Raw genomic sequence first — 20,502 nt, 5'->3', positions numbered from 1 at the left:
GCGCAGCGCATCCGGCTTTTTTACACGGAGGGAATGATGAAAAGAGTATTTCTCGCAGGTGCAGCACTGCTAATGAGCGCCAGCGCGCTGGCCGACGAGTGCGACAAAGCGACCACCCAGCTTGAACTGAATACCTGTAGCGCGCAGCAGTACCAGGCTGCCGATAAAAAGCTCAACCAGACTTATCAGGCCGCCATCAAGCGTGCGGCAGCCCCCCAGCGCGATCTGCTGAAAAAAGCGCAGCAGGCGTGGATTACCCTGCGCGACGCGGACTGTGCGTTTATCGGTTCGGGGACGGAAGGCGGGAGCGTCCAGCCAATGATTGTTAACCAGTGCCTGGCGGAAAAAACCGTGGAGCGCGAAGCATTTCTGGCCTCGCTGATGCAGTGTGAAGAGGGCGACTTAAGCTGCCCTCTCCCGCCGGGGAACTAGCGTAAGCGGATCCCTTCGATAATCATCCGCTGCACGTTTTCCAGCGTGGTCTGGAAAAACGCCTCGTCCTGGAGCGTTTTACCGGTCACCGCCTCAACCTGGGCCGCAAAGTCAGCGTAATGCTGGGTGGAGGCCCAAATCATAAAGATCAGATGATGCGGGTCGACCGGGGCCAGTTTGCCGCTGGCGACCCATCCGGCAATAATGGCCGACTTATCGTCAACCAGCTGTTTTAAATCTCCGGTGAGTTCCGCCTGCAATAGCGGCGCACCCTGCAGCATCTCAAGACAAAACAACCTTGATGCCTGCGGGTAATCGCGCGATACCTCCAGCTTCAGGCGAATGTACTCTTTGATCGCCACCAGCGGGGCCAGCTCTGCGCGGAAGGCTTTCAGCGGCGCCAGCCAGATATCGAGGATCTGCTGCATCACCGCGATATAGAGCGCCTCTTTCGACGGGTAGTAATAGAGCAGATTGGTTTTGGATACCCCGGACTGCTCCGCCACCTGCTCCAGGCGCGTGCCGTGAATACCAAACTGCGAAAAGGTCTCCAGCGCCGCGCTGAGGATCGCCTGTTTCTTAGCGCTCACCGCCTGCGAACGTTTACCTGGTGTTTTCACTGCGCCTTGTGCCATTCCCGCTCTCCTTATTCTGCGTTGCCCTCAGCATAGCAAAACCCCCGTCTCGCCACGACATTCTGCACTCCGATCGCGCATGAGTGCCTGTTTTCTGTGCAATGTTTTTGACCATTTAGTCCACATTTAACCGTATCAATCCACCAACTTCTGGTTAACACATTAATAACGTTGCTATTTTCAAAACTGGCACTGCCTTTGCAAAAACACCGTTACACCTGCGACGTAATGAAGAGAGGTTCGTGATGAAAATTGGCGTATTTGTACCCATCGGCAACAACGGCTGGCTTATCTCGACCACTGCACCGCAATACATGCCGACCTTTGAGCTGAATAAAGCCATCGTGCAGAAAGCGGAGCACTACCATTTCGACTTTGCGCTTTCGATGATCAAGCTGCGCGGCTTTGGCGGCAAAACCGAATTCTGGGATCACAACCTGGAGTCCTTCACCCTGATGGCCGGGCTGGCCGCGGTCACCTCGCGTATCCAGATCTACGCCACCGCCGCCACGCTCACCCTGCCCCCTGCTATCGTGGCGCGCATGGCGTCCACCATTGACTCCATCTCCGGCGGGCGCTTTGGCGTTAACCTGGTCACCGGCTGGCAAAAACCCGAGTACGAGCAGATGGGGCTCTGGCCGGGTGACGATTACTTCTCGCGTCGCTACGACTACCTGACTGAATACGTCCAGGTACTGCGCGATCTGTGGGGTACCGGAAAAAGCGATTTCAAGGGTGACTTCTTCACCATGAACGACTGCCGCGTCAGCCCGCAGCCGTCGGTGCCGATGAAGGTGATTTGCGCCGGACAAAGCGACGCGGGGATGGAATTTTCCGCCAAATACGCCGACTTCAACTTCTGCTTCGGTAAAGGCGTGAACACACCTGCCGCCTTCGCCCCGACCGCCGCGCGAATGAAAGAGGCCGCCGACAAAACCGGACGCGACGTGGGCTCCTACGTGCTGTTTATGGTCATTGCCGACGAAACCGACGACGCGGCGCGCGCGAAATGGGAGCGCTATAAGGACGGCGCCGACGAGGAGGCCCTGAGCTGGCTCACCGAACAGAGCCAGAAGGATACCCGCTCCGGCGCAGACACCAACGTTCGCCAGATGGCCGACCCGACCTCCGCCGTCAATATCAATATGGGTACGCTGGTCGGCTCGTACGCCAGCGTCGCCAGAATGCTCGACGAAGTGGCGGCCGTGCCCGGGGCGGAAGGCGTTCTGCTGACCTTCGATGATTTCCTCACCGGCGTGGAAACCTTCGGCGAGCGCATCCAGCCGCTGATGCAGTGCCGCGCCCACATCCCTGCCGTTACGAAGGAGGTGGCGTAATGACCACTCTTAACGCACGCCCGGAAGCCATCACCTTTGCGCCAGAGCAGAGCGCGCTGATCGTGGTGGATATGCAAAACGCCTACGCCAGCCAGGGTGGCTATCTGGATCTGGCGGGGTTCGACGTCTCCGCCACCCGGCCGGTGATCGCGAATATCAAAACCGCCGTCGCCGCCGCGCGCGCCGCGGGCATGCTCATCATCTGGTTCCAGAACGGCTGGGATGACCAGTACGTCGAGGCCGGCGGCCCCGGCTCGCCCAACTTCCACAAGTCGAACGCCCTGAAAACCATGCGTAAACGGCCTGAACTGCAGGGCAAGCTACTGGCGAAAGGCGGCTGGGACTATCAGCTGGTGGATGAGCTGGTACCGCAGGCGGGCGATATCGTCCTGCCCAAACCGCGCTACAGCGGCTTTTTCAATACCCCGCTCGACAGCCTGCTGCGCAGCCGGGGCATTCGCCACCTGGTGTTTACCGGGATCGCCACCAACGTCTGCGTGGAGTCGACCCTGCGCGACGGTTTTTTCCTCGAGTATTTTGGCGTGGTGCTGGAAGACGCGACCCACCAGGCCGGGCCGGAATTCGCCCAGAAGGCGGCCCTGTTCAATATCGAAACCTTTTTTGGCTGGGTCAGTAACGTTGCAGATTTCTGCGACGCCCTGAATCCCCCGCTCGCCCGTATCGCCTGAGGAGACACCTGATGCCAAAATCCGTGATTATTCCGCCGGGCACCAGCACGCCCATCGCCCCGTTTGTTCCCGGCACCCTCGCCGACGGCGTGGTGTATGTCTCCGGCACGCTGCCGTTTGATAAAGACAATAACGTGGTGTTTATCAACGACCCAAAGGCGCAAACCCGCCACGTGCTGGAGACGATCAAAACCGTGATCGAAACGGCGGGTGGCACGATGGAGGATGTGACCTTCAACAGCATCTTTATCACCGACTGGAAAAACTACGCCGCGATTAACGAGATTTACGCCGAATTCTTCCCCGGCGATAAACCGGCCCGGTTCTGCATTCAGTGCGGGCTGGTGAAGCCAGAGGCGCTGGTTGAAATCGCCACCGTTGCGCACATCGCGAAGTGAGGCAGGTATGAAACTCTCCGTCTCGCCGCCCCCGTATGAGGGCGCGCCCGTGGTGGTCTTTATTTCCGGTCTCGGCGGCAGCGGCAGCTACTGGCTGCCCCAGTTGGCCGCGCTGGAGCCTGAGTATCAGGTGGTGTGCTATGACCAGCGGGGAACGGGCAATAACCCTGACACCCTGCCGGAAGGGTACAGCCTTGCGCAGATGGCGGATGAACTGGCCCAGGCGCTGGCGGATGCCGGGATTGCCCGCTACTGCGTCGTGGGTCACGCGCTGGGGGCGCTGGTCGGCCTGCAGTTGGCCCTCGACAGGCCCGACGCCCTCACCGCGCTGGTGTGCGTCAACGGCTGGTTGACCCTCAACGCCCACACCCGCCGCTGCTTTCAGATCCGCGAGCGCCTGCTGCATTACGGCGGCGCACAGGCGTGGGTCGAGGCGCAGCCGCTGTTTCTCTACCCGGCGGACTGGATGGCCGCCCGCGCTCCCCGCCTGGAGGCAGAAGAGGCGCTGGCGCTGGCCCATTTCCAGGGCAAAACCAACCTGCTGCACAGGCTCAGCGCCCTGAAAAAGGCCGACTTCAGCCGCCATGCCGCGCGCATTCGCTGCCCGGTACAGATTATCTGTTCCGCCGACGACATGTTGGTGCCGTCTGTCTGCTCGACCGAGTTGCAGGCAGCGATCCCGCATAGCCGCAGCGCGGTGATGCGCCAGGGCGGGCATGCCTGCAACGTCACCGAGCCGGATACCTTTAACACCCTGCTGCTGAACGGGCTTGCCAGCCTGCTGCACAGCCCGGAACCCGCTTTATAAGGAGCTTTAATGAGCGAAGCCATTACCCCCGCCGCGCTGGAAACGCTGTTCACCGGCGCACGCACCCATAACGGCTGGCATGATATGCCCGTCAGCGACGAAACGCTGCGCGAGATCTACAACCTGATGAAATGGGGGCCAACCTCCGCCAACTGCTCCCCGGCGCGAATTGTGTTTGTGCGAAGCGCAGAGGGAAAAGAGAAGCTGCGCCCGGCGCTCTCCAGCGGCAACCTCGAGAAAACGCTCACCGCCCCGGTCACGGCCATTGTCGCCTGGGACGGTGAATTCTACGAGCGCCTGCCCGAGCTGTTCCCGCACGGCGATGCAAAGAGCTGGTTTACCACCAGCCCCGCGCATGCGGAAGAGACCGCCTTTCGCAACAGCTCAATGCAGGCCGCCTACCTGATTTTCGCCTGTCGCGCCCTGGGGCTGGACACCGGCCCGATGTCGGGCTTTGACCGCCAAAAGGTCGACGAGGCCTTTTTCACCGGCACCACGCTTAAAAGCAATCTGCTGATCAACATTGGCTACGGCGATCCCCGCAAACTTTACGGGCGCCTGCCGCGTCTGGACTTCGACGAGGCCTGCGGGCTGGCGTAAGGAGCGATTATGACGACACCGGATAAACAAACCTTTCGCGACGCCATGGCCTGCGTTGGCGCGGCGGTCAACATCATCACCACCGACGGCCCGGCGGGGATGGCAGGCTTCACCGCCAGCGCGGTGTGCAGCGTCACGGATTCACCGCCCACCCTGCTGGTGTGCCTGAACCGCGGCGCGTCCGTCTGGCCAACGTTTAGCGAAAACCGCACCCTTTGCGTGAATACCCTGAGCGCCGGGCAGGAGCCGCTGTCCAATCTGTTTGGCGGGAAAACGCCGATGGAGGAACGCTTTGCCGCCGCCCGCTGGCAGACGGGCGACACGGGCTGCCCGCGCCTGGAGGATGCGCTGGCCTCGTTTGACTGCCGCATCAGCCAGGTGGTGAGCGTCGGCACCCACGACATTCTGTTTTGCGACATTGTTTCGATTATCCGCCACCCCGCGCCGCAAGGGCTGGTGTGGTTTGACCGCGGCTACCACGCGCTTATGCGCCCCGCCTGTTAACCCGCTTTAAGGAGACAGACCATGTTCGGATTTCCCCACTGGCAGTTGAAATCGACCTCCACAGAAGCTGGCGTGGTCGCGCCGGATGAACGCCTCCCGCTCGGGCAGACGATGGTGATGGGCGTTCAGCACGCGGTCGCCATGTTTGGCGCCACGGTACTGATGCCAATGCTGATGGGACTCGATCCCAACCTCTCCATTCTGATGTCGGGTATCGGCACGCTGCTGTTCTTTTTCGTCACCGGCGGGCGCGTGCCCAGCTATCTCGGCTCCAGCGCCGCCTTTGTGGGCGTCGTCATCGCCACCACCGGGTTTAACGGTCAGGGGATCAACCCCAACCTGAGCGTGGCCCTCGGCGGCATCATCGCCTGCGGTCTGGTGTACACCCTGATTGGTCTGGTGGTGATGAAAATCGGCACGCGCTGGATAGAGCGAATGATGCCCCCCGTCGTGACGGGCGCCGTGGTGATGGCGATTGGCCTGAACCTCGCCCCGATTGCGGTCAGGAGCGTCTCCGCCTCGCCGTTTGAAAGCTGGATGGCGGTGATCACCGTGCTGTGCATCGGCCTGGTGGCGGTGTTCACGCGCGGCATGATCCAGCGGCTGCTGATCCTGGTCGGGCTGATTGTCGCCTGTCTGGTCTACGCCCTGCTGGCCAACGTTTTCGGTCTGGGCAAGCCGGTTGATTTTACCCTGCTGCATCAGGCCGCCTGGTTCGGCCTGCCGAAGGTGACCTCGCCCACCTTTAACACCCAGGCGATGATGCTTATCGCACCGGTGGCGGTGATCCTGGTGGCGGAGAACCTGGGCCACCTGAAGGCCGTGGCGGGGATGACCGGGCGCAGCATGGATCCGTACATGGGCCGCGCGTTCGTCGGTGACGGGCTGGCGACCATGCTCTCCGGTTCCGTGGGCGGCAGCGGCGTCACTACCTATGCTGAAAACATCGGCGTGATGGCGGTGACCAAGGTTTACTCGACGCTGGTCTTTGTGGCAGCGGCGGTGATGGCGATGCTGCTCGGCTTCTCACCGAAGTTCGGCGCGCTGATCCACACCATTCCGTCACCGGTCATCGGTGGGGCATCGATTGTGGTGTTTGGGCTGATCGCCGTGGCTGGCGCGCGCATCTGGGTGCAGCACCGGGTCGATCTTAGCCAGAACGGCAACCTGATTATGGTGGCGGTCACGCTGGTGCTGGGCGCGGGCGATTTTGCCCTGACGCTGGGCGGGTTTACGATTGGCGGGATTGGCACGGCGACCTTCGGCGCGATCCTGCTTAACGCCCTGCTGGGCCGCCGAATGGCCTCCGCGCCGCAGGGCGCCGTCGTGCATCAGGATTCCTGATTTAACGCCGCGCTGTCATTTTCTGGCAGCGCGTTTTTCTTCCGTTTGAGCTTTAACTCGCTCACCAGAACCCCGGCGACAATAAATGCCGCGCCCACCAGGGCCAGAAGCGGCAGACGCTCCCCGGCCAGTCGCCCGAAAATGCCCGCCCAGACCGGTTCTCCGGTATAAATCACCGTCGCGCGGGTTGGCGATACGCTGCGCTGCGCCCAGTTCATGGTGACCTGAATAATGGCGCTGAAGATACCCAGCCCCAGAGCGACCACCACCAGACCGGTGGACATCGGCGGTACGGACTCGCCTGCCGGCACCATCGTCGCAAAGGCCACCAGCGACGCGGTGGCAAGCTGTACAACCGTCACCCGCTTGACGTCGACCTTGCCCGCCCAGGCGCTAATCAGAATAATTTCCGCCGCAATGGCAATCGCCCCAATCAGGGTGATGATTTCGCCCGGCCCCAGCGCCAGCAGGTTATTTTCCGGCCCGGCCAGTAAGATCAGGCCGATAAACGCCAGCACGATGCCAATACAGGACATCAGCCCCGGCAGTCGCCCCAGGCACAGCCACTGCAGTAACGGCACCAGGGGCACATACATCGCTGTGATAAACGCGGATTTGCTGCTGGAGATAGTCTGCAATCCCCACGTCTGCAGGCTGTAGCCCATCGCTATCGCCACCCCAATCGCCACGCCGGCCTTAAGCTCTGTAAGCGTCAGCCCCCGCAGCGTTTTAAGCGAAATCAGCCCTACGGCAAGCGCCGCCGTCGCAAAGCGCAGGCCAACAAAAAAGAACGGATCGCTGAGAGTCACCGCGTACTGGACGGCCAGAAACGTCCCGCCCCAGAACATAGTGATGAGAATGAGGATGGCTTCCTGCGGTTTTACGGAGAATTTGAAGCGTGAGACAGACATGCGGCACTCGCAATTAAGATCAATTCCCTAGTGTGCGTTGCCTTTGGTTACAGTTCAACGTTGCAGAAATAAAAAAACCGCCGGGAGATCCCGGCGGCAGGGGTCAACCCGGCGTGTTACTTACTGCTGCTGCCGTGGCTGTTTTTGCCCCCTTTCTTGCCAGCTTCAGATGCGCGTTGCGGGTCATTCTTGAAGTTGCCCCCGCTATGCTGGCCACCTTTACGGCCTGCTTCTGATGCTCTTTCACGGTCTTCTGCGAAATTACCTGAACCACCACGATGGTTTGCCATCTCTAACCTCCAGAATGTGAAACATTAAACATCATATTGCATTCAGTAAAAGAAGATTCTTTCACCTCGCAACACAAGGACAGTGCCTTTATCTGTGCCGCGTGAAACTAAGCTTAGTGGAATGCCGCTATCCGGCAAGCCGCAGGTAATATTCTGCAACATGAACTCAGCCTTTCGGGTGAGATGACGCGACGGTGATTCATAAACCTTTCTTATCATTTCAAAAATCCCCCGCCGAAAAGTTGTATCATTTTGCTACAACGCCGCCTTGTCATCATATTGTTATAAATCAAAGAAATGCCGTTCATTTTTGCAGTCTGGCTGTGATGACATATCTTTAAAAGAACGCAGCGATCCGCTGTCAGAAAAACCAACGAGGAGTGATGCAAAATGGCAAAAGTTCTGGTGCTCTATTATTCCATGTATGGACACATTGAAACCATGGCTCACGCGGTAGCAGAAGGTGCAAACAGGGTTGATGGCGTTGAGGTTGTGGTCAAACGCGTACCGGAAACCATGCAGGCGGAAGCCTTCCTGAAAGCCGGGGGGAAAACGCAAAACGCCCCGGTCGCCACCCCGCAGGAGCTGGCGGAGTATGATGCCATTATCTTCGGCACCCCGACCCGCTTCGGCAATATGTCGGGCCAGATGCGCACCTTCCTCGATCAAACCGGCGGACTTTGGGCATCCGGGGCGCTCTACGGCAAACTCGCCAGCGTATTCAGCTCTACCGGCACCGGCGGCGGTCAGGAGCAGACGATTACCTCAACCTGGACTACCCTTGCTCATCACGGGATGGTGATTGTGCCGATTGGCTACGGTGCGCAGGAGCTGTTTGACGTTTCCCAGGTGCGCGGCGGTACGCCGTACGGCGCAACCACCATTGCCGGTGGGGATGGCTCACGTCAGCCAAGCAATGAAGAACTGTCTATTGCCCGCTATCAGGGTGAATACGTCGCGGGTCTGGCCAAAAAACTGAACGGCTAACACCCAACAGGAGGACAAGCATGCCAACTCAAGAATCCAAAGCTCACCACGTGGGCGAATGGGCAAGTTTACGCAACACCTCTCCGGAGATTGCCGAAGCTATCTTTGAAGTCGCGAAGTACGATGAAAAGCTGGCCGAGCAGATTTGGGAGGAAGGTAACGATGAGGTGCTGGTGCGCGCCTTCGAAAAAACGGATAAAGACTCGCTCTTCTGGGGCGAGCAAACCATCGAACGTAAAAACGTCTAAGCGTTCCCCCCCGCCGCAGCGGGGGGTTCTCCTTTACTTCTACTTCGCCGCGTTATTCATTACCGCATTGAATTTATCGACAGGACAAAAGCCGTTCGCATCCACCGGGCAGCCTTTCAGCTCCAGCGTCACGCGCTGCGCGGGCGACTGCAGCGACAGCACGCTGGCGTTACGCAGCTGCTCTGAGCTCTGGTAGACATACTCAATTTTCATCAGCTCCTGATTGGCGTTTTTGTCATGCCAGCGCTGGAAAACAATCTTGCCGCCAATCGGGGTGCGCTCCTGCTGGTCGTGCAGCTGATACGGTTTGAAATCCAGGGCAGTCAGCAGGGAAGCAATGTTCGAGTCATGCCCCACCAGCAGGGTGATTTTCGGCGCTTTCGCCTGTTCGGTGACCAGGGTTTTATCGATATATTTCACCAGCGGCTTCGCCACGTTTTGCGCCACCTCGGTAGAGGTAAACAGCGAGTCCTGATACCCGTTCTTCAGCTTCGAGAGTACGCGCCACTGCTGGTCAGTTTTAATTTCACCCCAGGCCACCTGGTCAGCCGGGAAACCTTCGTAATACTGCAGCGTGAACGCATCGACCAGCGAGTTACCCACCTTCAGCGGCCCGGATACGCCCGGCTCTTTTTCATAGTCGGCGCTGAAGGTATCTTTCGCGTCCGCCAGCGAACAGACCTTTTTCTCTTTGCACGACGGGGAATCGGCGTAGTTCGTCATCTGCTCCAGCAGCTTATAGCTTTCTGTAAGCTGCATTTTCTGCCGCTCGGTCTCCATCGCCTTGAGCGCTTTTTCGCGGAATTCCGGCGAGTTATCGGTAATCACCGGATTGAAAGTCGGATCCATGGTGCCCATTTTTTCCTGATGGTGCACGGGAACGTCGCAGCCCGGGAACGCGCCGGTGATAAAGAACTGTGCGGTCGCGACGGTACGCTGCAGGCTGTTGGCATAGGCATAAACGCTATCCGCCGCTGGACATTCTCCCGTCTTCACCATCCCCTGCTGCGCCAGCCACTCGCGCATGTAATGGCCCATATAGACCTCCAGCACGCCACCCTTGGTGGTGAGCTGACCGCCCGGCACCTCCCACTCCGGCCACTGCTTCGGCGTGGACTGCTCCAGCACGCTGCCGTTATTGGCGAGCGGCGCGCGCAGGTTATGGCGGCTCATGATTAAAACTTGCTCCAGCTGATACCCTTCCGGCGTCTCTTGCGCCTGCACGCCAAACGTTGCTGAAATGGAACCGGCGACTGCCAGCGCGAGTAGTGCTTTTCTCATCCCTAATTCCTCACTCGTTTTAAAATGTCGCGTTCAGTGTGACAGATTGGTGACAATTTTCCGGGAAGCATTTCTCAAACTGATGATTAACGTGCTTACGACGCGTGCAGATTAGTTTTATAATAAAACCACACCCTACCGGAGAATTGACCGTGAAACGTACCCGCCTCGAAGAGAGCACCTGCCCCGTCGCCCGTTCGCTGGATATCATCGGCGACTGGTGGTCGCTGCTGATTGTTCGCGACGCGCTGCGCGGGATTAAACGCTTCGGCGAGTTCCAGAAAAGCCTCGGTATCGCGAAAAACATGCTGACCACGCGACTGAAGCTGCTGGTCGACGAAGGCATTCTTACGCTTCAGCCCGCGTCCGACGGCAGCGCCTGGCAGGAGTATGTCCTGACCGAGAAAGGGCGCGCCCTGCAAACGGTGCTGGTTGCATTGTCCCAGTGGGGCAATGAATTTTTGTTTGCTGAAAACGAATGCGGCACCGTGCTGGTCGATGCCGAACAGCGCAAACCTCTGCGCAAGCTGGCGCTTATCGCCGACGATGGGCGCGAACTGACGCCTGAAGAGATCGTGGCTAAACTCCCCTCCTGATCGTTCCCGACGGCAAAAGCACAAAATGATCGCCAATATGGTTGCATTATAAAACCAAATAGCAGAGAGTTAATTCAGTTTCATCTTGAAACCAAATAACCCACTTTGCCTTGAGGTAACACACGATGACTACGCAAATCACCACCGCCCTGATTACGGGCGCCTCTTCCGGGATTGGTGCCGTCTATGCCGACCGTCTTGCCGCGCGCGGCGCTAACCTGGTGCTGGTTGCCCGCCGCGAGGATCGTCTGAAAACCCTCGCTGCCGACCTGCGCGCGCGCTATGGCGTGGCCGTCGATATTCTGGTGGCCGATCTGACCGATGAAGCCGGGATCCGTGCCGTGGAAGAGGAACTGCGCAGCAATACCGCGATAGATACGCTCATCAACAACGCGGGCACCGCGCAGATGGCACCGTTCCTCGCGGGCGAGGTAGCGCAGCATCAGGCCATTAACACCCTGAACACCACGGCGCTGATGCGCTTAACCTACGCCATCCTGCCCCGCCTGGCGCAGAAAAACCGCGGCACGCTGATCAATATCGCCTCCGTGCTGGCCCTGCACGTGCGGGCGGGCAGCGCGCTCTACAGCGCCACCAAGGCGTGGGTACTGAGCTTTACCCGTGGGCTACAGGAAGAGTTTGCCGAGAGCAATGTGCGCATTCAGGCCGTGCTGCCCGCCGCCACGGCGACAGAAATCTGGAGCCATTCGGGCGTCACGGTTAACGATCTGCCGGAAGGCTCGGTGATGACCACCGACGATATGGTGGATGCGTCGCTGGCGGGTCTGGATCAGGGCGAACCGATCACCATCCCGCCGATGCATGACGCAGGCCTGTGGGAGCGCTACGAAGCGGCGCGCCTTGAGCTGTTCAACAGCGCGCGCACCGGCATTCCGGCGCCGCGCTACGTAAAACAGTAGCCTAACGCTCAAGCTGGTCGCCGTACTCGCTCATCCAGGCGGCCAGCGGCGAGAGCGCGTCCTGCAGGGTTAACCCCAGCCCGGTGATCTGATACTCCACGCGCGGCGGGATCTCCGGGTAGACCGTCCGCGTCACCAGCCCGCGCTGCTCAAACAGGCGCAGCTGCTTCGTCAGCTCTTTCTGCGTGATGGGGGCAGCGGCACGCAGCAGATCGCCAAAGCGTACGGGCGCGTTGAAGACAATCAGGCGGTAGAGAATGGGGATCGCCCACTTACCGGATATCAGGTTGACAAACTGCGTCATCGGGCAGGTATACGCCTCAGATTTTTTTTCACAGCACTCCTCCAGCATTTCTGCCATAGCACACCTCTTGCCTCTTTAGTATCCATTTGGTACCTGGTTTCCTTTCGATACTAACGTTTCTATAGTGCTTTCTCCAGTGACATTTCAGGAGAAGAACATGGGTCGTTTAACAGATAAATATACACTGATTACCGGCGGCACCAGCGGCATCGGTCTTGCCACCGCGCAGGCGTTTATCACCGAAGGCGCGCGCGTCGCCGTGACCGGACGTAACCCGGAAACGCTCGCCGAGGCAGAACGTATTCTGGGCGATAAGGCCTGGGTGATCCCGACCGATGCGGGAGATACCACGTCGCAAAAAGCGCTGGCGGACACCCTCGCCGCCCGCTGGCCGCGCCTGGACGCGGTGTTTCTCAACGCTGGCGACGTGACGCACGCGCCGCTGGAAGCCTGGCAGGAGGATGCCTGGGACCGCCTGATGGGCATCAACCTGAAAGGACCGTTCTTTTTAATTCAGGCGCTGCTGCCGCTGCTTAATAACCCGTCGTCGGTGATCCTCTGCGGCTCCGTGAGCGCGCGCATCGGCCTGCCCACCAGCAGCGTGTATGCCGCGAGCAAGGCCGCCCTGCTGTCGCTGGCGCGTACGCTGTCGGCGGAGCTGCTGCCGCGCGGGATCCGCGTTAACGGCCTGAGCCCCGGTCCGGTGGAAACCCCGGCCTTTACCAAAACGGGCTTAAGCGAAGAGGCGCTTAACGCGATGATGGCAGAGGTCATCAAGCTGGTCCCGCTCGGCAGAATGGGCTCGACGACGGAGCTGGCAAAAGCCGCGCTCTATCTGGCGTCCGACGAGTCGAGCTATACGGTAGGAACGGAGCTGCTGGTAGACGGCGGAATGGGAAGTTTGTAAATCAAAAGGCGCTGATGCCGGTGACCGCGCCGACGTACAGCGCCGCCCACGCACAGGCGGAAAGCAGGCTGACGGCGTAGACCTTGACTGCATTCAGCCTGAGCATCCCCGCCGCCAGCGGCACGATGTAGCGCAGGACCGCCAGAAAGCGCGACGTAAACAGCACGATGACACCGTTCTTTTGCAGCTGGTGCTGTACCCGCAAGAACTTGTCGGCATGCTTTGAGGTGAAACGCGTGACCAGCCGGGAGTGCCCCATCAGCTGGCCGATATGGTAGTTCAGCACCGAACCCGCCGCTGCTCCCATCATCACGGCGAGCCACGCCAGCGCGGGAGGCATGCTCGTCTGGCTGACGGTAATCCCTGCCAGCAGCATCACCGAGGCGGGCGGCAACACGGAGGAGATCAGCACCGTCGATTTACTCAGCGCCATCATAAATAACAGCGCGAAAAGATGTGCCGGATACAGCGCAAAATGATTCAGCAGATTATCAAACCACGCCATTTTCCTCTCCTCCGTTGATTATATAATCCTCCATTAGAAATGAATTACCTTAAATAAACCGTCAACGCTTTATTAATAAGATTCTCCTAAACCGTTCTTAAACATTATTTAATTTCCCGAGCGGCAATATCAAATAAGCGTATTATCCCTCTCGTTTTACAACGATCTCGTTATGGCGAGGCTCCTGTACAAATACACGTTATCGCTCTGGTGGGTTCGAGAGAACCGGCACAGGGTAAAACAGGCACTGTCGAATCAAGGCTTTGTCAGTATAACTTCCCTCACGGGATACGGTGTACAGTGCTGAACCCAGGACGTGGGGATCTCCTCTTCGACATGCCCTGTCTTGCTCGCCCCTGAGAGATGTTATTATTCAAAGGGAATTCACTATGTCTTACGCTATTCACAACCATAACCTGGCATTCAACGACAGCGCGATCGCGCAATATATGAATACCGATTTTATTGTCCTCGATATTTCATTATGCGTGGCGCTGGCGCGCGAGCAATTCTTCGAAAAATTAAAAGACGACGATATTCCGTCGCATATTTTTATTGAAGACAATGGCCGCCTGGCGGGTATGATTGCCGTGCGTAAATTGCTGCAGACCGCCGACACGGTACAGCCGGTGAAATCGCTGATGATTTCGCAGTTTTTACAGGTCAAACCGGAGGATGAACGTGCCGACGTTGCCGGGCTGCTGGCGCACGGCGGCGCGGACGTGGTGCCCGTGGTCACCCACGGCAAGCTCGTCGGCTGCCTGACCGAGCGCGAAATCGCCCATCTGCTGGAAGATGACGTCACCGAAGACGCCCAGCTTCAGGGGGCGACGCTGCCGCTGGAGAAGCCCTATCTGGACACCAGCCCGTATAGCCTGTGGAAGAAACGCTCCGTCTGGCTGCTGCTGCTGTTTGTCGCGGAGGCCTATACCAGCTCGGTGATCCAGCATTTTGAAGAGGCGCTGGAGTCCGCCATCGCGCTGGCGTTCTTTATTCCGCTGCTGATCGGCACGGGCGGCAACAGCGGGACGCAGATCACCTCCACGCTGGTGCGCGCCATGGCGCTGGGGGAAGTCCGTCTGCGCGACGTTGGCCGCGTGCTGCGTAAAGAGATGACCACCTCGCTGATGATTGCCGCCACGCTCGGTATCGCCGGGTGTATCCGCGCCTGGATGATGGGGATTGGGCTGGAAATCACGCTTATCGTTAGCCTGACGCTGGTGTGCATTACGCTGTGGAGCGCGATTGTGTCGTCCGTCATCCCGATGGTGCTCAAGCGCTGCCGGATCGACCCTGCCGTGGTGTCCGCCCCCTTTATCGCCACGCTGATTGACGGAACCGGGCTGATTATCTACTTCAAAATTGCCCAGTACACCCTGGGGCTGGAGTAATGGGATTCCTTGCCGGGTGGCGCTGCCGCTTACCCGGCCTACCCATCCCGTAGGCCCGTGCAAGCGTAGCGCCGCCGGGCAATACTCAGATCGCACCAATCGTTCTCACCGCCCGCCCAAACGCCTCAATCGCCAGGGCAACATCCTCAGCCATCACCGATTCCGCCGGATGGTGGCTGACGCCCCCTTTGCAGCGCACAAACAGCATGCCGACCGGCCAGCGTTCTGCCAGCGCGATGCTGTCATGCCCGGCACCGCTCGGCAGCGATAATGAGCGCCCCTGCACCGATTCAACGGCCTGTCCCAGCAGATCCTGTAAACGCGCATCGCACGGCGTGGCGGCGATACGGTAAAACTCCTCGGCGCTGAAGCTCAGCCCGCGACGTGCTGCAATGTTTTGCGCCTGCGCCAGCAGTTCCGCGAGCAGCGCGTCAAGCGGGGCATCCTGCGGGCCGCGAATATCCAGCGAGAGCGCAACCTCGCCCGGAATAACGTTGACCGCGCCGGGCAGGCAGCGCAGTTCCCCAACCGTCGCCACGCGATTACCGCCCTGCTGTCGGGTGGTGTTTTCGATCAGCACCATCCATTCGGCGGCGGCGGCCAGGGCATCCTTACGGTGATTCATCGGCACGGTTCCCGCGTGTCCGGCTTCCCCGGTGAAGCGGCAGCTGAGGCGGCGCGCGCCGTTAATGGCTTCCACCACGCCCAGCGCCAGACCTTCCTGCTCCAGGCACGGCCCCTGTTCGATGTGCAACTCCAGACAGGCGCTGAAATCGTCCTGATGGCGTGCCGCCAGCGCCACGCGGGCGGGATCTAATCCCGCTTGCACCATCGCCTGCGCCACGCTGATGCCGCGGGCATCGCAGGTCTCCAGCCAGCCCTGCGGCCAGGTGCCCGTAATACCCCGGCTGCCTAGCAGGGTGATGCCAAAACGGGTTCCCTCTTCGTCGCCAAACCCGACAATCTCGATGGCCTGGGCCAGATGCAGCCCCTGCTGGTGCAGGCTGTCCACCACCTCAATGGCGGTGAGCACCCCGAGCATGCCGTCGTAGCGCCCGGCGTTGCGTACGGTATCCAGATGCGAGCCGAGCAGCACCGCCTGCGCCCCTTCCTGCTCGCCCTCATAGCGTCCACAGATGTTGCCCACGCTGTCCTGCCAGACGGTCATTCCCGCCTGGCGCATCCACTCTCCGACCAGTTGGTTGGCCTGCAGATGCTGCGCCGAGAGGTACACTCTCGTCAGCGCATCCGGGGTTTCGCTGATGGCGGCCAGCGCGTCGGCGCGCGCCATCACCCGTTCTGCCGCCGGGCTCATTGCGGCGTCTCGCGGCGATAGTGTTCCCACGCGGCCTGCATGGCGGCACCCTGCGTGGTGGTGAATTTCAGGTAGTTCAGCACCGACTCCAGCGCGCTCAGGGTGGTCATCACGCAGTCTTTGCGCGCGTTGTAGCCCATGGTGCCAATGCGCCACACTTTGCCGTGCAGCGGGCCAAACGAGGTGCCGATTTCAATCCCGAAATCCTCCAGCATCAGCTTACGCACCTGGTCGCCGTTGACGCCCTGCGGGATAACCACGCCCAGCACGTTGTTCATCTTGTGCTTCAGATCGCCAAAGGTCTCCAGCCCCATCGCCTGAATGCCCTTCAGCAGCGCATCGCCGTGCAGCTTATGGCGCGCGATGCCGTTATCCAGCCCTTCCTGCAGGATCAGCCGCGCGCATTCGCGGGCACCAAACAGGGCGGTGGTCGCTTCGGTGTGGTGGTTCAGGCGCTCCGGCCCCCAGTAGTCCATCACCATACCGAGATCGAAGTAGTTGGAGTAGATCATCTCCTCGTCGCCGTCGCGGTGGGCGTCGGTGCGAATGCCCTCCTCAACGCATTTGCGGCGGCGGATCGCCTCCTCCATGCGCGCGCTAAGGGTGATCGGCGACGTGCCCGACGGGCCGCCGAGGCACTTCTGCATCCCGGCCGAGACGGCATCCAGCCCCCAGGCGTCGGTCTCCAGCGCGTTACCGCCGAGCGACGCGGTGGCGTCGGTGTAGAACAGCACGTCGTAGCGGCGGCAGATGGCCCCGAGCTCGGCGAGCGGCTGCAGCATAGTGGTGGAGGTGTCGCCCTGCACGGTCAGCAGCAGGCGCGGGCGAATACGCTTAATCGCATCCTCAACCTGGTCAGGCGTGAACACCTCGCCCCACGGCACCTCAATGGTATGCACCTCCGCGCGGCAGCGGCGGGCAATTTCGCACAGCAGATGACCAAAGCGGCCAAAGACCGGCACCAGCACCCTATCTCCCGGACGAATGGCGGAGACCAGGACGGCTTCAATTCCCGCGCGGGAGGTGCCGTCCACCAGCATCGTCCAGCGGTTCTCGGTGCGGAATACCCCGCGATAGAGCGCCATCACCTCGTTCATGTAGTGGGTCATGGCCGGATCGTACTGGCCAATCAGTTGGCTCGACATGGCGCGCAGCACGCGCGGGTCGGCGTTGATCGGGCCCGGCCCCATCAGCAGGCGCTGGGGCGGATTGATTTGCGGAAAGCGTGCGATATCCATTGTTAAGTCCTTATCAGTTGAGGCCGCGCACGGAGGAGATGAACTGCTTCAGTTCCGTGGTCTGCGGGTTGGCGAACAGCGTTTTACTGTCGCCCTGCTCCCAGACTTTCCCCTGGTGCATAAACACCACGCGGTCGCCCACTTCGCGGGCAAAATTCATTTCATGGGTAACCAGTATCAGCGTCATCCCCTCGGCCGCCAGTTGCTCCAGCACCTTGAGCACTTCGCCCACCAGCTCAGGGTCGAGCGCGGAGGTGATCTCGTCACAGAGTAAAACTTTAGGCGACATGGCCAGCGCCCGGGCAATCGCCACGCGCTGCTGCTGGCCGCCGGAGAGGCTCGACGGGTAGTAATCCAGACGATCGCCTAAGCCGACCTTCTCCAGCATCTGCTGCGCCAGCGCCCGGCATTCGGCGGCGCTTTTCTTCAGCACCCGACGCGGGGCGAGCATCACGTTCTCCAGCGCAGTCATGTGCGGGAACAGGTTAAAGCTCTGGAACACCATCCCGACCGAGCGGCTGATTTCACGCGCCTGAGAATCCCGGTCGGTAATGGTCATGCCGCCCAGCTTGATGCTGCCGTCCTGATACCCTTCCAGCCCGTTAATGCAGCGCAGCAGCGTGCTTTTGCCCGATCCGCTGCGCCCGATAATGGAGATCACCTGTCCCATGTCGATATCCAGATCGACGCCCTTGAGCACGTGGTTATCGCCGTAGTACTTCTGCACCTGATTAATGGTGATGAGAGGCATTGAATTTTGTCTCCAGATAGCGGCTGTAGCGCGACAGCGGATAACACAGAATAAAGTAGCCGAGCGCCACCAGCGCAAAGACCTTAAACGGCTGATACGTCACGTTGGTCAGCATGGTCCCGGCCTTGGTCAGCTCGATAAAACCGATAATCGACGCCAGGGCGGTGCCTTTAATTACCTGCACGGCAAAGCCGACCGTCGGGGCGATGCCGATGCGCAGCGCCTGCGGGGCGACGACGCGAAACAGGGTCTGGCCGAAGGTCAGCCCCAGACAGCGCGACGCTTCCCACTGGCCTTTCGGCAGCGCGCGAATGCTGCCGTTCCAGATATCGAGCAGAAACGCGCTGGTGTAGAAGGTTAACGCCAGCGAGGCGGCGGTCCACGGCGAGACGTCGATGCCGAACAGCGCCACGCCGAAGAAGGCCAGGAACAGCTGCATCAGCAGCGGCGTGCCCTGAAACAGCTCAATATAGCCGCGGATGATGCGCTTCACCGCGCGCCCGCCCGTCAGGCGCAGCAGCAGGAGCGGCAGCGTCACCGCCGCCCCGCCGACAAACGCCACCAGCGACAGCAGCACCGTCCAGCGTCCGGCCAGCAGCAGGTTGCGAATAATGTCCCAGTCGGTAAAGGTGGTCATCATGCCTGCACCCCCAGCCATTTGCGTCCTGCCGCCATCATCAGCTGGCGCAGGGTAATCGACAGCATTAAGTAAATCCCGGTTGTCACCAGATAGACCTCAAAGCTCAGAAACGTTCTGGACTGGATCAGGTTGGCGGCGAAGGTCAGCTCTTCATACGAGACCTGCGACACCACCGACGAGCCCAGCATCACAATAATGCACTGGCTAACCAGCGCCGGGTAAATGCGCTGCAGCGCGGGCGGCAGCACCACGCGAATAAAGGTCTGCAGGCGGGTCAGCCCAAGCACTCGTCCGGCTTCCCATTGCCCTTTCGGCGTGACCTGAATGCCCGCGCGGATAATCTCGGTGCTGTAGGCGCCCAGGTTCACCACCATGGCCAGCAGCGCCGCTTCCCCCGCCGTCATCTTCAGCCCGAGATTCGGCAGGCCGAAGACGATGAAAAACAGCTGCACCACAAACGGCGTGTTGCGGATGATTTCCACGTACGCGCCCCAGATCCGGCTGAACCAGGTGGTGCGTCCGCTGCGGATCGCCGCCCCGAAAATCCCTGTTGCCAGCCCGCCGACGGTCGCCATCACCGTCAGTTGAACGGTGACCCACAGCCCCGCCAGCAGCTCCGGCCAGTGCGGCCAGAGCGCGGAGAAATGAAGTTGCTCCGTCATCGGCTCAGGCGCCAAGGTTTGCCGGCAGCGGGGCCTTCAGCCATTGCTCAGACAGGCCGTTCAGCGTGCCGTCCTTGATACCCTGCTCAATCAGCGCATCCACTTTTGCCTTCAGGGCCGGTTCGTTTTTCTTCAGGCCAATAAAGCACGGCGAATCTTTCAGCATAAAGCTCGGCACCGGGGCTTTATCCGCGTTCTGGCGCGAAATGGCCGCCACCACGAGGTTGCCGGTTGCCACGTACTGCACCTGGCCGGAGAGGTAAGCGGAGAGCGTGGTGTTGTTGTCTTCGTAGCGCTTCACGGCCGCGTCTTTCGGCGCCAGGCCGGTCAGCACCATGTCCTCCACCGCCCCGCGCGTCACGCCGATGGTTTTTCCGCTCAGCGCGGCGGCGTCCTTCAGCTCGGCCCCTTTCGGACCAAACACGCCGAGGAAGAACGGCGCGTAGGCGCGGCTGAAGTCGATCACCTTCTCGCGCTCCGGGTTTTTACCGAGGCTTGAAATGACCAGATCCACCTTATCGGTTTGCAGATACGGCACGCGGTTGGCGCTGGTCACCGGCACCAGCTGCAGCTTGAGCTTCATCTGTTTGGCCAGATAGCGCGCCATGTCGATGTCATAGCCCTGCGGCTGCAGATCGGTCCCCACCGAGCCAAACGGCGGGAAGTCCTGCGGAACGGCAATGCGAATGGTGCCGCGCTTCTCGATATCCTGAAGCTGGTCAGCCTTTGCCGGCAGCTGTGTGAAGAGGCATGCGGCCCCGGCCAGTGCAATCAACATTTTTTTCATGGTGCTTCCCCGTAACGTTAAC

The 20,502-nt window shown here is 60.2% G+C and carries 26 protein-coding genes and 1 riboswitch; of the genes, 14 read left to right on the top strand and 12 right to left on the bottom strand.

Translation table 11 applies throughout. The annotated features are described in order from the left end of the window. Positions 1–36: 36 nt before the first annotated feature. Positions 37–432 (top strand): lysozyme inhibitor LprI family protein, encoded by a 396-nt coding sequence (locus tag V1566_RS11195; protein ID WP_395305978.1) that lies wholly within the window; start codon positions 37–39, stop codon positions 430–432. Here V1566_RS11195 and rutR read toward each other — a convergent pair. Next, positions 429–1,067 (bottom strand): HTH-type transcriptional regulator RutR, encoded by a 639-nt coding sequence (gene rutR, locus V1566_RS11190; protein ID WP_395305904.1) that lies wholly within the window; start codon positions 1,065–1,067, stop codon positions 429–431. The genes V1566_RS11195 and rutR overlap by 4 nt on opposite strands. Before the next feature lie 245 nt (positions 1,068–1,312). Between rutR and rutA the strand changes: the two genes are divergently transcribed. Genes rutA through rutG form a run of 7 tightly spaced genes read left to right on the top strand, consistent with a single transcriptional unit; the run spans position 1,313 to position 6,747 of the window. Further along, the gene (gene rutA / locus V1566_RS11185; RefSeq protein ID WP_023617762.1) at positions 1,313–2,404 is read left to right on the top strand and encodes a pyrimidine utilization protein A; all 1,092 of its coding nucleotides are present in this window, start codon (positions 1,313–1,315) and stop codon (positions 2,402–2,404) included. Further along, on the top strand, positions 2,404–3,093 hold the full coding sequence (gene rutB, locus V1566_RS11180; RefSeq protein ID WP_395305903.1) for a pyrimidine utilization protein B: 690 nt from the start codon (positions 2,404–2,406) through the stop codon (positions 3,091–3,093). The genes rutA and rutB overlap by 1 nt, the downstream gene beginning before the upstream one ends. Positions 3,094–3,104: 11 nt before the next feature. Next, positions 3,105–3,491 (top strand): pyrimidine utilization protein C, encoded by a 387-nt coding sequence (gene rutC / locus V1566_RS11175; RefSeq protein WP_010429508.1) that lies wholly within the window; start codon positions 3,105–3,107, stop codon positions 3,489–3,491. A 7-nt stretch (positions 3,492–3,498) separates the two neighbouring features. Then, positions 3,499–4,299: a pyrimidine utilization protein D gene (gene rutD / locus V1566_RS11170; RefSeq protein ID WP_395305902.1), complete on the top strand. Its 801-nt coding sequence runs from the start codon at positions 3,499–3,501 to the stop codon at positions 4,297–4,299. Between the two features lie 9 nt (positions 4,300–4,308). Then, positions 4,309–4,899 (top strand): malonic semialdehyde reductase, encoded by a 591-nt coding sequence (locus tag V1566_RS11165; RefSeq protein WP_395305901.1) that lies wholly within the window; start codon positions 4,309–4,311, stop codon positions 4,897–4,899. 9 nt (positions 4,900–4,908) lie between these two features. Beyond that, complete coding sequence (rutF, locus tag V1566_RS11160; RefSeq protein WP_023327078.1) at positions 4,909–5,403, top strand: NADH-dependent FMN reductase RutF; 495 nt, start codon at positions 4,909–4,911, stop codon at positions 5,401–5,403. A gap of 21 nt (positions 5,404–5,424) precedes the next feature. After that, the gene (gene rutG, locus V1566_RS11155) at positions 5,425–6,747 is read left to right on the top strand and encodes a pyrimidine utilization transport protein G (RefSeq protein ID WP_395305900.1); all 1,323 of its coding nucleotides are present in this window, start codon (positions 5,425–5,427) and stop codon (positions 6,745–6,747) included. Here rutG and V1566_RS11150 read toward each other — a convergent pair. After that, positions 6,735–7,658 (bottom strand): DMT family transporter, encoded by a 924-nt coding sequence (locus V1566_RS11150; RefSeq protein ID WP_395305899.1) that lies wholly within the window; start codon positions 7,656–7,658, stop codon positions 6,735–6,737. The genes rutG and V1566_RS11150 overlap by 13 nt on opposite strands. Positions 7,659–7,774: 116 nt before the next feature. Then, positions 7,775–7,948, bottom strand: coding sequence for a general stress protein (locus tag V1566_RS11145; protein WP_024909630.1), 174 nt, complete (start codon positions 7,946–7,948; stop codon positions 7,775–7,777). Between the two features lie 390 nt (positions 7,949–8,338). Here V1566_RS11145 and wrbA point away from each other — a divergent pair, with 390 nt between their 5' ends. Both wrbA and V1566_RS11135 read left to right on the top strand, forming a co-directional pair. Further along, a complete protein-coding gene (gene wrbA, locus V1566_RS11140) occupies positions 8,339–8,935 on the top strand; it encodes an NAD(P)H:quinone oxidoreductase (protein WP_121425840.1) in 597 nt (198 codons plus the stop codon). A 20-nt stretch (positions 8,936–8,955) separates the two neighbouring features. Beyond that, a complete protein-coding gene (locus V1566_RS11135; protein ID WP_008499832.1) occupies positions 8,956–9,183 on the top strand; it encodes a YccJ family protein in 228 nt (75 codons plus the stop codon). A 39-nt stretch (positions 9,184–9,222) separates the two neighbouring features. Here V1566_RS11135 and agp read toward each other — a convergent pair whose 3' ends face one another. Beyond that, positions 9,223–10,464 (bottom strand): bifunctional glucose-1-phosphatase/inositol phosphatase, encoded by a 1,242-nt coding sequence (gene agp, locus V1566_RS11130; RefSeq protein WP_039261681.1) that lies wholly within the window; start codon positions 10,462–10,464, stop codon positions 9,223–9,225. A gap of 152 nt (positions 10,465–10,616) precedes the next feature. On the opposite strand from agp, the gene V1566_RS11125 reads away from it, so the two are divergent. Further along, the gene (locus tag V1566_RS11125) at positions 10,617–11,060 is read left to right on the top strand and encodes a winged helix-turn-helix transcriptional regulator (protein ID WP_395305898.1); all 444 of its coding nucleotides are present in this window, start codon (positions 10,617–10,619) and stop codon (positions 11,058–11,060) included. Between the two features lie 125 nt (positions 11,061–11,185). Then, positions 11,186–11,980 (top strand): SDR family NAD(P)-dependent oxidoreductase, encoded by a 795-nt coding sequence (locus tag V1566_RS11120; protein ID WP_395305897.1) that lies wholly within the window; start codon positions 11,186–11,188, stop codon positions 11,978–11,980. Between the two features lies 1 nt (position 11,981). On the opposite strand, the gene V1566_RS11115 is transcribed toward V1566_RS11120, so the two are convergent. Continuing rightward, positions 11,982–12,341, bottom strand: coding sequence for a winged helix-turn-helix transcriptional regulator (locus V1566_RS11115; RefSeq protein ID WP_395305896.1), 360 nt, complete (start codon positions 12,339–12,341; stop codon positions 11,982–11,984). Positions 12,342–12,441: 100 nt separating this feature from the next. Here V1566_RS11115 and V1566_RS11110 point away from each other — a divergent pair, with 100 nt between their 5' ends. Then, positions 12,442–13,191, top strand: a complete 750-nt coding sequence (locus tag V1566_RS11110; RefSeq protein WP_395305895.1) for an SDR family oxidoreductase — start codon at positions 12,442–12,444, stop codon at positions 13,189–13,191. Between the two features lies 1 nt (position 13,192). Here the strand turns inward: V1566_RS11110 and V1566_RS11105 are convergent, their stop codons facing one another. Continuing rightward, a complete protein-coding gene (locus tag V1566_RS11105) occupies positions 13,193–13,696 on the bottom strand; it encodes a DedA family protein (RefSeq protein WP_395305894.1) in 504 nt (167 codons plus the stop codon). 159 nt (positions 13,697–13,855) lie between these two features. Next, positions 13,856–14,025, top strand: a riboswitch (M-box (ykoK) riboswitch). Between the two features lie 60 nt (positions 14,026–14,085). On the opposite strand from V1566_RS11105, the gene V1566_RS11100 reads away from it, so the two are divergent. After that, complete coding sequence (locus V1566_RS11100) at positions 14,086–15,087, top strand: magnesium transporter (RefSeq protein ID WP_395305893.1); 1,002 nt, start codon at positions 14,086–14,088, stop codon at positions 15,085–15,087. 85 nt (positions 15,088–15,172) lie between these two features. Here the strand turns inward: V1566_RS11100 and hpxK are convergent, their stop codons facing one another. Genes hpxK through V1566_RS11070 form a run of 6 tightly spaced genes read right to left on the bottom strand, consistent with a single transcriptional unit; the run spans position 15,173 to position 20,480 of the window. Further along, entirely contained in the window at positions 15,173–16,402 is a 1,230-nt protein-coding gene (gene hpxK, locus V1566_RS11095) for an allantoate amidohydrolase (RefSeq protein ID WP_395305892.1), read from the bottom strand. Next, positions 16,399–17,640, bottom strand: a complete 1,242-nt coding sequence (locus V1566_RS11090; RefSeq protein WP_395305891.1) for a pyridoxal-phosphate-dependent aminotransferase family protein — start codon at positions 17,638–17,640, stop codon at positions 16,399–16,401. The genes hpxK and V1566_RS11090 overlap by 4 nt, the downstream gene beginning before the upstream one ends. A gap of 13 nt (positions 17,641–17,653) precedes the next feature. Continuing rightward, positions 17,654–18,391 carry an amino acid ABC transporter ATP-binding protein gene (locus V1566_RS11085; protein WP_023327069.1) on the bottom strand — a complete coding sequence of 246 codons (738 nt, stop codon included), beginning with the start codon at positions 18,389–18,391 and terminating at the stop codon, positions 17,654–17,656. Next, positions 18,372–19,028, bottom strand: coding sequence for an amino acid ABC transporter permease (locus V1566_RS11080; RefSeq protein WP_071789398.1), 657 nt, complete (start codon positions 19,026–19,028; stop codon positions 18,372–18,374). Before V1566_RS11080 ends, V1566_RS11085 begins: the two co-directional genes overlap by 20 nt. Further along, positions 19,028–19,693, bottom strand: coding sequence for an amino acid ABC transporter permease (locus V1566_RS11075; RefSeq protein WP_395305890.1), 666 nt, complete (start codon positions 19,691–19,693; stop codon positions 19,028–19,030). The genes V1566_RS11080 and V1566_RS11075 overlap by 1 nt, the downstream gene beginning before the upstream one ends. A 4-nt stretch (positions 19,694–19,697) precedes the next feature. Then, a complete protein-coding gene (locus V1566_RS11070) occupies positions 19,698–20,480 on the bottom strand; it encodes a transporter substrate-binding domain-containing protein (protein ID WP_395305889.1) in 783 nt (260 codons plus the stop codon). Positions 20,481–20,502: the final 22 nt, after the last annotated feature.

Source organism: Enterobacter sp. ECC-019 (assembly GCF_043974075.1).
GTDB classification, from domain to species: domain Bacteria; phylum Pseudomonadota; class Gammaproteobacteria; order Enterobacterales; family Enterobacteriaceae; genus Enterobacter; species Enterobacter asburiae_D.
The sequence above is the reverse complement of the archived record's forward strand: the minus strand, read 5'-3'. Positions and strand labels throughout refer to the sequence as shown.